The organism is Geodermatophilus sp. SYSU D00703 (assembly GCF_054050155.1).
Window position 1 is genome coordinate 17,617 of sequence record NZ_JBJGYU010000020.1, and the last position, 13,932, is coordinate 31,548.

Genomic DNA, 13,932 nt, shown 5'->3' on the forward strand with positions numbered 1-13,932 from the left:
CCGGACGTGCGAGAGGCCCCGGACCACGTGGTCCGGGGCCTCTCGCACGTCCGGCCCCGTCGCGACCCTCCCGGCCCCTTCCCGGGCACCGCCGCGAGCTCGCGAGCGGTGGGGAGGAAGGGGTCCTCCTACGAGCGGTTCGGTGGCCCTGTCGCAGGGTCCCGCCGCGAGCCCGCGAGCGGCGGGGCGACGGGTCCTTCTGGGCGTCCTTCTTCAGCGCGGGGTGCGGCGCCGCTCCCAGTTGGGGTTGACCTCGTCCTCGTCCTCGTCGCCACCGAAGCCGACGACGCTCTCCATGCCGGGGGACAGGACCCCCCACTCGATGAGCCGGCTGGTCAGCTCGTCGGGGCTCATGTCGTAGATGATCGCCAGCGACTTGAGGTCCTCGGCGCGGATGGACAGCACCTTGCCGTTGTAGTCGTGCCGCTGCGCCTGGATGGTCGAGGCGTAGCGGGCCAGCGGGCCGGCCTCGTCGGCGGGCAGCGAGCCCAGCGACTCGAGGTTCAGCACGATCTTGGTCGTCGAGGTGACCGCCGAGCTCGGCCGCGGGTCGGGCAGGAGCTCGGAGACCGGGACGCCGTAGAAGACGGCCAGCTCGGACAGGCGCTGGACGGTCACCGCGCGGTCGCCCCGCTCGTACGAGCCGACCACGACGGCCTTCCAGCGACCGTGCGACTTGTCCTCGACTCCCTGGAGCGAGAGCCCCTGCTGGTTGCGGATGGCGCGGAGCCGGGCACCGAGGGCCCGTGAGTAGTCGGTGCTCATCGCTTCCTGCTCACTGTGCGTCGTCGTGGGCGAGTTGTCGTCACGGAGCGTACTGGTCGAGCGGGGCGAGCGACACCAGGACACTCCTCCGGGTGCATCGGCACCACATCGTGGCGCAACCAGCCGCGATGCGGGTCACATCCGGTCGTGCAGTACCGTCGGGCCCGGTCCGACCACTCCTTTAACGACCCGTCCCGTGAGGCGGGGAAGGAGGCCTCATGGCCAGCTCGCCCGAGCCTGCCCCGGGTCCGGCACCGGCGTCCGCCGGTGCGCCCGCCGCAGCACTCCTCTCCGCCGCCGACGTGGCCCGCGTCCTCGACCGGATGGCCCACCAGGTCATCGAGCGCGCCGCGTCGGCCAGCCCCGACTCGGCAGACGGCGGCCTGTCCGACGTCGTCCTGATCGGCATCCCGACCCGCGGCGCCCCGCTGGCCCGCCGACTGGCCGCCCGCATCGAGGCGTTCTCCGGGACGGCGGTCGACGTCGGCACCGTCGACATCACCCTCTACCGCGACGACCTGCGGCGGCGCGGCGTCCGCGCGCTCGAGCCGACGACGCTGCCCGAGGCCGGCATCGACGACCGGCTGGTCGTGCTCGTCGACGACGTCCTCTACTCCGGCCGCTCGGTGCGGGCCGCGCTCGACGCGCTGCGCGACCTGGGCCGGCCGCGGGCGGTGCGGCTCGCCGTCCTCGTCGACCGCGGCCACCGGGAGCTGCCGATCCGCGCCGACTACGTGGGCAAGAACGTGCCCACCGCCCGCACCCAGCAGGTGCGCGTCCACCTCACCGAAGTGGACGGCGCCGACGAGGTGCTCCTGATCGAAGGGGGCGACCCCCGGTGAAGCGCCACCTGCTGGAGGCCGCCGACCTCGACCGCGCCGACGCGACCCTGGTGCTGGACACCGCCGCGCAGATCGAACAGGCGCTGGCCGGCCGCGAGGTCAAGAAGCTGCCGACGCTGCGCGGCCGCACGGTGGTCAACCTCTTCTACGAGGACTCCACCCGCACCCGCATCTCCTTCGAGCTGGCCGCCAAGCGGCTGTCGGCCGACGTCATCAACTTCTCGGCCAAGGGGAGCAGCGTCTCCAAGGGCGAGAGCCTCAAGGACACCGCGCTGACGCTGGAGGCGATGGGGTCCGACGCGGTCGTCGTCCGGCACAGCGCCTCGGGGGCGCCGCACCGGCTGGCGACCTGGGTCCGGGGCAGCGTCGTCAACGCGGGCGACGGGACCCACGAGCACCCCACGCAGGCCCTGCTGGACGCCTACACGATCCGGCACCGGCTCGGCCGGCTCGAGGGCGTGCGGGTGGCCGTCGTCGGCGACGTCCTGCACAGCCGGGTGGCCCGCTCCAACGTGCGGCTGCTGGACACCCTCGGCGCGGAGGTCACCCTGGTCGCCCCGCCGACCCTGCTGCCGGTCGGCGTCGGGAGTTGGCCGGCGGAGGTCTCCTACGACCTCGACGCCGTCCTGCCCAAGGCCGACGTCGTGATGATGCTGCGGGTCCAGGCCGAGCGGATGAACGCCTCGTTCTTCCCCAGCGCCCGCGAGTACAGCCGCCGCTACGGCCTCGACGCGCGGCGCATGGCGGTGCTCGGCGACGACGCGATCGTCATGCACCCGGGTCCGATGAACCGCGGGATGGAGATCGCCGCCGAGGTGGCCGACTCCGCCCGCTCCACGATCGTCGAGCAGGTCGGCAACGGGGTCTCCGTGCGCATGGCCGTGCTCTACCTGCTGCTGGGAGGCGCCCCCTCATGACCGTCCTGATCCGAGGGGCGCGGCCCTACGGCGAGGACGCCGCCGACATCTTGTTCGAGGACGGCCGGATCGCCGCGATCGGGGAGTCGCTGTCGGTTCCCGGCGCCGACGTCGTCGACGCCGCCGGGCTGGTCGCCCTGCCCGGCCTGGTCGACCTGCACACCCACCTGCGCGAGCCGGGCCGGGAGGACGCCGAGACCGTCGAGACCGGCAGCCGGGCCGCCGCGCTGGGCGGCTACACCGCGGTGCACGCCATGGCCAACACCGACCCGGTCGCCGACACCGCCGGCGTCGTGGAGCAGGTGTGGCGGCTGGGCCAGCAGGCCGGGCTGGTGGACGTCGTCCCGGTCGGGGCGGTGACCGTCGGGCTGGCCGGGGAGCGGTTGGCCGAGCTCGGGGCCATGGCCGACTCCGCCGCGCGGGTCCGGGTGTTCTCCGACGACGGGCACTGCGTCGCCGACCCCGCGCTCATGCGGCGGGCGCTGGAGTACGTGAAGGCGCTGGACGGCGTCGTCGCCCAGCACGCCGAGGAGCCGCGGCTGACCCTCGGCGCGCAGATGCACGAGGGCGACCGGTCCGCGCGCCTGGGCCTCACCGGCTGGCCGGCGGCCGCCGAGGAGGCGATCATCGCCCGCGACGTGCTGCTCGCCGAGCACGTCGGTGCGCGGCTGCACGTCTGCCACGTCTCGACGGCGGGCTCGGTGGAGATCCTCCGCTGGGCGAAGTCGCGCGGCGTGCAGGTCACCGCCGAGGTCACCCCGCACCACCTGCTGCTCACCGACGAGTGCGCCGAGAGCTACGACCCGGTGTTCAAGGTCAACCCGCCGCTCCGGACGGACGCCGATGTGGCAGCCGTGCGGTCCGGTCTGGCCGACGGCACGATCGACGCCGTCGCCACCGACCACGCCCCCCACGCGATGGAGGACAAGGAGTGCGAGTGGGCGCAGGCCCGGCCCGGGATGGTCGGGCTGGAGCAGGCGCTGTCGGTGGTGATCGACACCATGGTCGACACCGGCCTGCTCGACTGGCGCGGCGTCGCCGACCGGATGTCCGCCCGCCCGGCCGCCATCGGTCGCCTCGACGGGCACGGCCGCCCGCTCGCCCCGGGCGAGCCGGCCAACCTGCTGCTGCTCGACCCCGCCGCCCGGGCCGCCGTCGACCCGGCCGCGCTGGCCAGCCGCAGCCGCAACAGCCCCTATGCCGGCCGGGAGCTCCCCGGCCGGGTGGTCGCGACGTTCCTGCGGGGGACGCCGACCGTGCTGGACGGGAAGGCGCAGCGTTGACGGCCCGGACGGCGAGATCGGCGATCTCGCGCGCTCGCACAGGGGAACCGAGCGAGATCGCCGATCTCGCCGGGGCATGGACGGGAAGGCGATCAGGTGAGTGAGGCGCTGCTGGTCCTCGAGGACGGCAGGACGTTCCGGGGCGAGTCCTACGGCGCGGTCGGGACGACGCTCGGCGAGGCGGTGTTCGCCACCGGCATGACCGGCTACCAGGAGACGCTGACCGACCCCAGCTACGCCCGGCAGATCGTCGTGATGACCGCTCCGCACATCGGCAACACCGGGGTGAACGGGGAGGACGACGAGAGCCGCCGCATGTGGGTGGCCGGCTTCGTCGTGCGCGACCCCGCCCGGCGCCCGGCCAACTGGCGGGCCACCGGCAGCCTGGACGACGAACTGGTCGCGCAGGGCGTCGTCGGCATCAGCGGGATCGACACCCGGGCGCTCACCCGCCACCTGCGCGAGCGCGGCGCGATGCGCGCCGGCATCAGCAGCGAGGGGCTGTCGGTCGAGGAGCTGCTCACCCGGGTGCAGGCCTCGGAGAGCATGACCGGGGCCGACCTGGCGCCCGCGGTCACCGCGAACGACCCCTACGTCGTCCCTGCGGTGGGGGAGAAGCGGTTCACCATCGCCGCCCTCGACCTCGGCATCAAGACCGCCACCCCGCGGCACCTGGCCGAGCTCGGCGTCGAGACGCGCGTGCTGCCGGCGACCGCCACCGCCGAGGACCTGCTCGCCGCCGGCCCCGACGGGGTCTTCCTCTCCAACGGTCCGGGCGACCCGGCCGCCGCGGACTACGCCGTCGAGGCCGTCCGCGGCGTGCTCGACGCCGGCCGGCCGCTGTTCGGCATCTGCTTCGGCAACCAGATCCTCGGCCGGGCGCTGGGCCTGGGCACCTACAAGCTGCGCTTCGGCCACCGCGGCCTCAACCAGCCGGTGCTCGACCGGGTCAGCGGCACGGTCCGGGTGACCAGCCACAACCACGGCTTCGCCGTCGACGCGCCGCTGGACCGGCCGACCGACACCCCCTACGGGCGGGTCGAGGTCAGCCACGTGGGCCTCAACGACGACGTCGTCGAGGGCCTGCGCCTGGTGGACGCCCCCGCGTTCAGCGTGCAGTTCCACCCGGAGTCCGCCGCCGGCCCGCACGACGCGGCACCGCTGTTCCAGCGGTTCGTGGACCTCATGGAGTCCGCCCGCCAGGGCGGGGACGCCGTCAGCCCGCCTCCCGTCGTGGAGCACAGCACGGGGGAGAAGAGCGCCTGATGCCCAAGCGCACCGACATCCACCACGTGATGGTGATCGGCTCCGGGCCGATCCTCATCGGCCAGGCCGCCGAGTTCGACTACTCCGGCACCCAGGCGTGCCGGGTGCTCAAGGCCGAGGGGCTGCGGGTCAGCCTGGTCAACAGCAACCCGGCGACGATCATGACCGACCCCGACGTCGCCGACGCCACCTACGTCGAGCCGCTGACGCCGGAGTTCGTCGAGAAGGTCATCGCCAAGGAGCGCCCCGACGCGCTGCTGGCCACCCTCGGCGGGCAGACCGCCCTCAACATCGCCATCGGGCTGTACGAGAACGGCGTCCTCGAGAAGTACGGCGTCCGGCTGATCGGTGCCGACGTCGACGCGATCAACCGCGGCGAGGACCGGCAGATGTTCAAGGACATCGTCCGGTCGATCGGCGCCGACGCCCCCCGGTCGAAGGTCTGCGCGAGCATCGACGAGGCGCTGGAGACCGCCGCCGAGGTCGGGTACCCGGTGGTCATCCGGCCGTCGTTCACCATGGGCGGCCTGGGCTCGGGCATCGCCACCGACGAGGCGATGCTGCGCCGCATGGCCGGGCACGGGCTCGCCGACTCCCCGGTGCACACCGTCCTCATCGAGGAGTCGGTGCTCGGCTGGAAGGAGTACGAGCTCGAGCTCATGCGCGACCGCAGCGACAACGTGGTCGTCATCTGCTCGATCGAGAACGTCGACGCGATGGGCGTGCACACCGGCGACTCGGTGACCGTGGCCCCCGCGATGACGCTCACCGACCGCGAGTACCAGCGGATGCGCGACGTCGGCATCGCGGTGCTGCGGGAGGTCGGCGTGGACACCGGCGGCTGCAACATCCAGTTCGCCGTGCACCCGGAGACCGGGCGGCTGGTCGTCATCGAGATGAACCCGCGGGTGTCGCGGTCGTCGGCGCTGGCGTCGAAGGCCACCGGCTTCCCGATCGCGAAGATCGCCGCGAAGCTCGCCATCGGCTACACCCTCGACGAGATCACCAACGACATCACCGGCGTCACCCCGGCCGCCTTCGAGCCGACGCTGGACTATGTCGTCGTCAAGATCCCGCGGTTCGCGTTCGAGAAGTTCCCCGGGGCCGACCCGCGGCTGACCACGACGATGAAGAGCGTCGGCGAGGTCATGGCGCTGGGCCGCAACTTCCCCGAGGCGCTGGGCAAGGCGATGCGGTCCACCGAGACGAAGGTCGCGGGCTTCTGGACGGGTCCGGCCGGGGGCGGTGGGTCGGGCGGAGACGCCGCCGGAGCAGGCGCCGAGGAGCTGCTCGAGGCGCTGCGCACCCCGGTCGACGGCCGGCTCTACCTGGCCGAGCGGGCGCTGTCGGCCGGCGCCACCGTCGAGCAGGTCGCCGCGGCCAGCGGGTTCGACCCGTGGTTCGTCGACCAGATCGCCCTGGTCGCCGAGGTCGGCCGGGAGGTCCGCGAGGCGCCGGCGCTCACCCCCGAGCTGCTCCGGCGCGCCAAGCGGCACGGCCTGTCCGACCGGCAGATCGCGTCCCTGCGGCCGGAGCTGGCCGGGGAGGACGGCGTCCGGACGCTGCGCCGGCGGCTGGGCATCCGGCCGGTCTTCAAGACCGTCGACACCTGCGCCGCCGAGTTCGCCGCCCGCACCCCGTACCACTACTCCTCCTACGACGAGGAGACCGAGGTCGAGCCGCGGGAGCGGCCGGCGGTGCTGATCCTCGGCTCCGGGCCGAACCGGATCGGGCAGGGCATCGAGTTCGACTACTCCTGCGTGCACGCCGTCCAGGCGTTGCAGGACGCCGGCTACGAGGCGGTGATGGTCAACTGCAACCCGGAGACCGTCTCCACCGACTACGACACCGCCGACCGGCTGTACTTCGAGCCGCTGACCTTCGAGGACGTCCTCGAGGTCTACGAGGCCGAGCGCGCCGCCGGACCGGTCGCCGGGGTCGTCTGCACCCTCGGCGGGCAGACGCCGCTGGGCCTGGCGCAGCGGCTCAAGGACGCCGGCGTCCCCGTGCTGGGCACCTCGCCGGAGTCGATCGACGCCGCCGAGGACCGCGGCGCCTTCTCCCGCGTGCTGGCCGACACCGGCCTGCTCGCTCCCAAGCACGGCACGGCGACGACCTTCGCCGAGGCGCGCGGGATCGCCGCCGGCATCGGCTACCCGGTGCTGGTCCGGCCCTCCTACGTGCTCGGCGGGCGCGGCATGGAGATCGTCTACGACGACGCGACGCTGGAGGCGTACATCGCCAAGGCCACCGACGTCAGCCCCGAGCACCCGGTGCTGGTCGACCGGTTCCTCGAGGACGCCGTCGAGGTCGACGTCGACGCGCTCTACGACGGCTCCGAGCTCTACCTCGGCGGCGTCATGGAGCACATCGAGGAGGCCGGCATCCACTCCGGTGACTCCGCCTGCGCGCTGCCGCCGATCACCCTCGGCGCCACCGACCTGGTCCGCATCCGCCGGGCCACCGAGCTGTTGGCGGCCCGGATCGGCGTCCGTGGGCTGCTCAACGTCCAGTACGCGGTGAAGGACGACATCCTCTACGTGCTCGAGGCCAACCCCCGGGCCAGCCGCACGGTGCCGTTCGTGTCGAAGGCGACCGCCGTCCAGCTGGCCAAGGCCGCCGCGCGCATCGCGGTGGGGCAGTCGATCGGCGACCTCCGCGCGGCCGGGGTGCTCCCGGCCACCGGCGACGGCGCCGACCTGCCCGCGGACGTGCCGATCGCGGTCAAGGAGGCGGTGCTGCCCTTCCACCGGTTCCGCACCGTCGAGGGGCAGAACGTCGACACCGTGCTCGGCCCGGAGATGAAGTCCACCGGCGAGGTCATGGGCCTCGACACCGGCTTCGGGACGGCGTTCGCCAAGTCGCAGGCGGCCGCCTACGGCCCGCTGCCGGTGGAGGGCACCGTGTTCGTCTCGCTGGCCAACCGGGACAAGCGCTCGGCGATCTTCCCGGTCAAGCGGCTGGCCGACCTCGGCTTCCGGGTGCTGGCCACCTCCGGCACCGCGCAGGTGCTGCGGCGCAACGGCGTGGACTGCGAGGTGGTCGGCAAGTTCAGCGAGGGCCCCGGCAACGTCGTCGAGCGGATCCTCGCCGGGGACGTCGACATCGTGGTCAACACCCCCTTCGGGTCGCCGGGCAACAGCGGGCCGCGGCTGGACGGCTACGAGATCCGGACGGCGGCGGTCAGCCAGGGCGTCCCGTCGATCACCACGGTGCAGGGGCTGGCGGCGGCGGTGCAGGGCATCGAGGCGCTGCGCCGGGGCGGCGTCGGCGTGCGCAGCCTCCAGGAGGTGCACGCCGCGCTGGCTGCGGCGTCCCGCTCGTGACCACGGCACCGGCGGTCTCCGCCGTCGCCCGGGTGCGCGAGGACCTGGTCGGCCGCGGGCTGGTCGACGGGCTGCCCGACGCCTTCCTGGCCGGGGTCACCCGGTTCGCGCGGCCGCCGCAGCGGGAGCTCGACGCGCTGGCGGCGGCGGCCCGGGGGCTGGCCGCCCGGCTCGCGTCCGGGGACGCCGACGACGCGGACCTGCCCCTGCTGACCCGGGTGCTGTTCTTCGCCGGGCACGCCGGGGTGCTGGCGGCCTCCGGGGTCCGGACGCCGGCCTACGACGTCCTGGGCTCCTACCGGGACAACCTCGCCACGCCGCTCGGCCCCCGGCTGCCCGAGCGGCCGGTCGCGGCCGGACGGCGCTGGCGGGTCCTCGGCCGGGAGGTCGGCTTCCCGATCGGGGTGCCGGCGTGCGTGCTGAACGGCGGCGAGGCCTGGGTGCGCCACTTCGCGGGCAACGGCTACAGCGTCCTGACCTACAAGACCGTCCGCAGCCGGGCCCATGAGCCCAACCGGCAGCCCAACTGGGTCTTCGCCGCCCGGGAGACCGCGAGCCTCCCGCCGGGCGCGACCGCCGAGGTGACCGCCGACCCGTGGGACTGGGTCGCGCCGGGCTCCCCGCAGGTCAGCACGGTGAACTCCTTCGGCGTCCCGTCGCTGGCCCCGGAGGAGTGGGGGCCGGACCTGGAGCGGTCGCTGGCCGTGCTGGGCGACGACCAACTGCTCCTGGTCAGCGTCATGGGGGAGGACGTCGACGGGGCCGGGCTGCCCGCCCTGGTCGACGACTTCGTGCGGACGGCGCTGCTGGCCCAGGAGGCCGGTGCGCCCGTCGTGGAGCTGAACCTGTCCTGCCCCAACACGCTGGACCGCTCCGCGGCCGGGGTGCGGCCGCCGCTGTGCCTGGACGCCGACGCCACGGTCGCCGTCGTCGAGGGCGTGCGGCGGGCGCTGGACGACCGCACCGGGCTGGTCGCCAAGCTCGCCTGGCTGGACGAGCCCGCCCTGGCCGCGCTGGTGCCCCGGATCGTGCCGCTTGTCCACGGCGTCGCGGGCATCAACACGCTGCAGAGCCGGGTCCGCCGCGGCGACGGCGCGCCGACCTTCCCCGGCCGGGAGCTGGCCGGGCTGTCCGGGGTCGCCGTCCGGGAGTCCGCGCTCGACTTCACCCGACGCCTGGTCACGCTGCGAGAGGCCGGCGGCGCCTCCTTCGACGTCCTGGCGATGGGCGGGGTGACCGACCCGGCTTCGTGCGCGGCGCTGTTCGCCGCCGGCGCCGACGCGGTGCAGTCGGCGTCGGGTGCCTTCGCCGACCCGTACCTGGCCCGCGACTGCATCGCGGCGCTGGGCAACACGCTGCCGCGCGCGGTGGAGGCCTCGTGACCGAGCTGGCGAGGTCACGCACGAGCACAGCAGCGCCGCGCACGAGGTCGACGAGCGCCAGCGAGGAGAGCTCGTGACCGCGCCGTTCGGGCAGCGGCTCGCCGACGCCGTCGCCGCCCGCGGGCCGCTGTGCGTGGGCATCGACCCGCACGTGTCCCTGCTGGAGCGCTGGGGGCTGCCCGACGGTCCCGAGGGCCTCGCCCGGTTCACCGACGCGGTCGTGGACGCCCTCGCCGGCACCGTCGCCGTCCTCAAGCCGCAGCTGGCCTTCTACGAGCGGCACGGCTCCCGCGGGCTGGCCGTGCTGGAGGACGCCGTCGCCCGCGCCCGCGCCGCCGGCGCCCTAGTGCTGCTCGACGCCAAGCGCGGGGACATCGGCTCGACCATGGACGCCTACGCCGACCACCTCCGCCCCGGCCACCCGCTGTACGCCGACGCGATGACGGTCAGCCCCTACCTCGGCCCCGGCTCGCTGCAGCCGGCCGTCGACACCGCCCGGCAGCACGGCGGGGGGCTGTTCGTGCTGGCCCGCACCTCCAACCCGGACGCGGGAACGCTGCAGCACGCGGTCGTGGGGGACCGGTCGGTCGCGCAGGTCGTCGTCGACACCGTCCGGGGCTGGAACACCCCCGGCTGGGTCGTCGGGGACGTGCCGCCGCTCCGACGGCCCCGCCCTGAGCCCGCGAAGGGTGGGGAGGACGGGGCCCTTCCGGTGGGCAGCCGGTTCGGGGCGGCCACCGGCTCCTTCGGCGTCGTCGTCGGCGCCACGCTGCCCGAGCTGGACGTCGACCTCGCCGGCCTGGGCGGCCCCGTGCTGGCCCCCGGCCTGGGCGCCCAGGGCGGGTCGGTGGCCGACCTGCGGCGGCTGTTCGGGGCGGACGCCGCCGTCGTCCCCACCGTCTCGCGGGACGTGCTCGCCGCCGGTCCGGACGCCGCCGCCCTGCGGGCCGCGGCCGACCGATGGGCCACCGAGCTCGCCGGTTGAGCCCGTTGCGGGATGCAACAGCGGTCGCTCCCCGCCTGGACCTGCGGTTTCCGGGACGTGTCGGCGTGTCGTCCACGGTGTGTCGGACGAGAGCGTCCGGAAACCCGGAGCCGCGCGGAACGGCCTTCGACCTGCGGGTATGACGCACGGTCACCGGATTCTGCGACACTGGGTGAACGCCAGGTCACCGAATGCTGGAATCTGGCGCTCCGAGTGGGCGTGACCTGCACATATACGGGAACTAGGTTGGCGGTCGGGCTCAGCAGAGAGCCCCGGCCCCGACACCGCACCGAGCCCCGCCGGTCGAGACGAGCGCCGGCGACGACACGATTGGGTCGCACCATGCCCCTTCCTGACCTGACCCCCGAACAGCGCGCCGCCGCACTGGAGAAGGCCGCAGCGGCCCGCAAGACCCGTGCCGAGCTGCGGGAGCGGCTCAAGAGCAAGGGCGCCACCGTCGGCGACGTCCTCCGCCAGGGGGAGACCGACGAGGTCATCGGCAAGATGCGCGTCTCCGCCGTCCTGGAGTCCCTGCCGGGAGTCGGCAAGGCGCGGGCTGCCAAGATCATGGAGCGGCTCGAGATCTCCCCGACCCGCCGGGTGCGCGGCCTGGGTGCCAACCAGCGCAGGGCCCTCGAAGCGGAGTTCGGTGGCGAGAAGGTCGCCGCCGAACAGGGCTCCGCGGAGGGCTGACCCGCTCGACGAGGCACCCGGAGGCCGAGGACGACGACGAGTGGCGAGTGGCGCCGAGGAACGCACCCCGGCACGGCTGACCGTGCTCTCCGGCCCGTCGGGGGTCGGCAAGGGCACGGTCGTGGCGGAGGTCCGGCGCCGGCACCCGGGCGTGTGGGTGTCGGTGTCGGCCACCACCCGGCGGCCCCGCCCCGGTGAGGTCGACGGGGTGCACTACCACTTCGTCACCGATGCCGCGTTCGACCGGCTGATCGCCGAGGACGGGCTCCTCGAGTGGGCCGAGTACGCCGGCAACCGCTACGGCACGCCGGTCGCCCCGGTGCGCGAGCGACTCGCCGCCGGGGCGCCGGCCCTGCTGGAGATCGAGCTGCAGGGCGCGCGTCAGGTCCGCGCCCGCGACGCCGACGCGCAGCTGGTCTTCCTGGCCCCGCCCTCGTGGGCCGAACTGGTGAGCCGGCTCGCCGGCCGCGGCTCCGAACCCCCGGCGGTGCAGGAGCGCCGGCTGGCGATCGCGCAGGCGGAGCTGGACGCCGCGGGGGAGTTCGACGTGGTGGTGGTCAACGACGACGTGGCCCGGGCCGCCGACGAGTTGGTAGGATTGTTGACTGCGCCGTCGCCCGGCACCGTTCCGAGCAGCGACGCGTCAGAGTGACGGGCCCGGTCCCGCCGCCCGACACTCCCGCCTGACGATCGCAAGGAGCACGCCCGCCCGTGTCCGGAGTCGCACCCGCCCCCGAGGGCATCACCAACCCGCCGATCGACGAGCTGCTCGAGCGCACCAGCAGCAAGTACGGCCTGGTGATCTTCGCCGCCAAGCGCGCGCGGCAGATCAACGCCTACTACAGCCAGCTCTCCGAGGGCCTGCTGGAGTACGTCGGCCCGCTGGTCGACACCGCCCCCCAGGAGAAGCCGCTCTCGATCGCGCTGCGCGAGATCAACGAGGGCCTGCTCACCCACACCGCCGGCGAGAACTGAGGGCCCCGCCCAGGGGCCCGGCCTGAGCGTGCGAAGGGCGGGGAGGGCGGGGCCCTTCGACTGCCCCCCACGCCTCGCAGGCTCGGCGCGGGCCCCTGCAGAGGAGCCGTTCCAGCACCTCGTTGTGATGGCGCCTCCGGTTGTCTCCGGGGGCGTCGTCGTGTCTGGGGAGGATGAGCGCATGGCGAGGATCGTCCTGGGCGTCAGCGGGGGCGTGGCCGCCTACAAGGCGGCCCTCCTGCTGCGCGCGTTCACCGAGGCCGGGCACGACGTCCGGGTCGTCCCGACCCCGTCCGCGCTGAACTTCGTGGGTGCGGCGACCTTCGAGGCCCTGTCGGGCAACCCGGTCACCACCGGCGTCTGGTCCGACGTCGACCAGGTGGCCCACGTGCGCATCGGGCAGACCGCCGACCTCGTCGTCGTCGCCCCCGCCACCGCCGACCTGCTGGCCCGGGCAGCGGCCGGCCGGGCCGACGACCTGCTCACCGCCACGCTGCTCACCGCGCGCTGCCCGGTGGTCTTCGCGCCGGCCATGCACACCGAGATGTGGCTGCACCCGGCCACCCAGGACAACGTCGCGACCCTGCGCCGGCGCGGCGCGATCGTGCTCCCGCCGGCCGTCGGGCGGCTGACCGGTCCCGACTCCGGGCCCGGGCGGCTGCCCGAGCCCGCCGACATCGCCATCCTGGCGACCGTGGTCCTCACCGAGGGCCCCGCCGCGCTCGCCCGGGACCTCGCCGGACGGCGGGTCGTGATCAGCGCCGGCGGCACCCGCGAGCCGCTGGACCCGGTGCGCTACCTCGGCAACCGCTCGTCGGGCCGGCAGGGTTGGGCGCTGGCCCGGGTCGCCGCCGCCCGCGGCGCGGAGGTGGTGCTCGTCGCGGCCAACGTCGAGCTGCCTGCCCCGTTCGGCGTCCGCGTCGTCCCCGTGGGGACGGCCGAGGAGCTGCGGACGGCGATGCTGGTCGAGTCCCCGGACGCCGACGTCGTGGTCATGTCCGCGGCCGTGGCCGACTTCCGGCCGGCGACCGTCGCGGGGACCAAGCTGAAGAAGGACAGCGCCGCCGAGCCCAGCGCGGTGCCGCTGGTGCGCAACCCCGACGTCCTGGCCGAGCTGGTCACCAAGCGCCGGCCCGGCCAGCTGGTCGTCGGCTTCGCGGCCGAGACCGGGGACGACGAGGCCGACGTCCTCACCCACGCGCGGGCGAAACTCGCCCGCAAGGGCTGCGACCTGCTCGTGGTCAACGACGTGTCCGGCGGGCGGGTCTTCGGCCGGCCGGACAACGCCGCGGTCGTCCTCGCCGCCGACGGGACCGCCACGGAGGTCCCCGAGGGCGGCAAGGACGCCGTCGCGGCGGCGATCTGGGCCGTGGTGGCCGCCCGGCTGCCCTGAGCGACCCGGCGGCGCAGCACGCCGCCGCGGTGGCGCGCCGGTACCGTGGGCCCGATGTCCCTCGCTCCCGCGGCGAGGGCCCACCCGTTCCCGAACGCTAGGAGC

General features: G+C 74.5%; 12 protein-coding genes. 11 read left to right on the forward strand and 1 reads right to left on the reverse strand.

The features are described from left to right. Window positions 1–213: 213 nt before the first annotated feature. Complete coding sequence (gene bldD, locus ACI782_RS17680) at window positions 214–765, reverse strand: transcriptional regulator BldD (protein WP_091217936.1); 552 nt, start codon at window positions 763–765, stop codon at window positions 214–216. Window positions 766–983: 218 nt separating this feature from the next. On the opposite strand from bldD, the gene pyrR reads away from it, so the two are divergent. The 11 genes from pyrR (at window position 984) to coaBC (ending at window position 13,827) form a co-directional block, all read left to right on the forward strand. Further along, the gene (gene pyrR / locus ACI782_RS17685; protein ID WP_456911381.1) at window positions 984–1,607 is read left to right on the forward strand and encodes a bifunctional pyr operon transcriptional regulator/uracil phosphoribosyltransferase PyrR; all 624 of its coding nucleotides are present in this window, start codon (window positions 984–986) and stop codon (window positions 1,605–1,607) included. Continuing rightward, window positions 1,604–2,524 carry an aspartate carbamoyltransferase catalytic subunit gene (locus tag ACI782_RS17690; protein WP_456911382.1) on the forward strand — a complete coding sequence of 307 codons (921 nt, stop codon included), beginning with the start codon at window positions 1,604–1,606 and terminating at the stop codon, window positions 2,522–2,524. Before pyrR ends, ACI782_RS17690 begins: the two co-directional genes overlap by 4 nt. Beyond that, complete coding sequence (locus tag ACI782_RS17695; protein ID WP_456911383.1) at window positions 2,521–3,807, forward strand: dihydroorotase; 1,287 nt, start codon at window positions 2,521–2,523, stop codon at window positions 3,805–3,807. The genes ACI782_RS17690 and ACI782_RS17695 overlap by 4 nt, the downstream gene beginning before the upstream one ends. 96 nt (window positions 3,808–3,903) lie before the next feature. Continuing rightward, window positions 3,904–5,073 carry a glutamine-hydrolyzing carbamoyl-phosphate synthase small subunit gene (gene carA, locus ACI782_RS17700; protein ID WP_456911384.1) on the forward strand — a complete coding sequence of 390 codons (1,170 nt, stop codon included), beginning with the start codon at window positions 3,904–3,906 and terminating at the stop codon, window positions 5,071–5,073. Beyond that, window positions 5,073–8,399 (forward strand): carbamoyl-phosphate synthase large subunit, encoded by a 3,327-nt coding sequence (gene carB / locus ACI782_RS17705; protein WP_456911385.1) that lies wholly within the window; start codon window positions 5,073–5,075, stop codon window positions 8,397–8,399. The genes carA and carB overlap by 1 nt, the downstream gene beginning before the upstream one ends. Further along, a complete protein-coding gene (locus ACI782_RS17710; RefSeq protein WP_456911386.1) occupies window positions 8,396–9,781 on the forward strand; it encodes a dihydroorotate oxidase in 1,386 nt (461 codons plus the stop codon). Before carB ends, ACI782_RS17710 begins: the two co-directional genes overlap by 4 nt. A gap of 73 nt (window positions 9,782–9,854) precedes the next feature. Beyond that, window positions 9,855–10,766, forward strand: coding sequence for an orotidine-5'-phosphate decarboxylase (gene pyrF, locus ACI782_RS17715; protein WP_456911387.1), 912 nt, complete (start codon window positions 9,855–9,857; stop codon window positions 10,764–10,766). Between the two features lie 342 nt (window positions 10,767–11,108). Further along, window positions 11,109–11,459, forward strand: a complete 351-nt coding sequence (gene mihF / locus ACI782_RS17720; protein ID WP_456911388.1) for an integration host factor, actinobacterial type — start codon at window positions 11,109–11,111, stop codon at window positions 11,457–11,459. Window positions 11,460–11,499: 40 nt separating this feature from the next. Then, a complete protein-coding gene (gene gmk, locus ACI782_RS17725) occupies window positions 11,500–12,111 on the forward strand; it encodes a guanylate kinase (RefSeq protein WP_456911389.1) in 612 nt (203 codons plus the stop codon). Window positions 12,112–12,170: 59 nt separating this feature from the next. Further along, window positions 12,171–12,434 (forward strand): DNA-directed RNA polymerase subunit omega, encoded by a 264-nt coding sequence (rpoZ, locus tag ACI782_RS17730; RefSeq protein WP_012949163.1) that lies wholly within the window; start codon window positions 12,171–12,173, stop codon window positions 12,432–12,434. 181 nt (window positions 12,435–12,615) lie between these two features. Next, window positions 12,616–13,827, forward strand: a complete 1,212-nt coding sequence (gene coaBC / locus ACI782_RS17735) for a bifunctional phosphopantothenoylcysteine decarboxylase/phosphopantothenate--cysteine ligase CoaBC (protein ID WP_456911390.1) — start codon at window positions 12,616–12,618, stop codon at window positions 13,825–13,827. Window positions 13,828–13,932 lie beyond the last annotated feature (105 nt).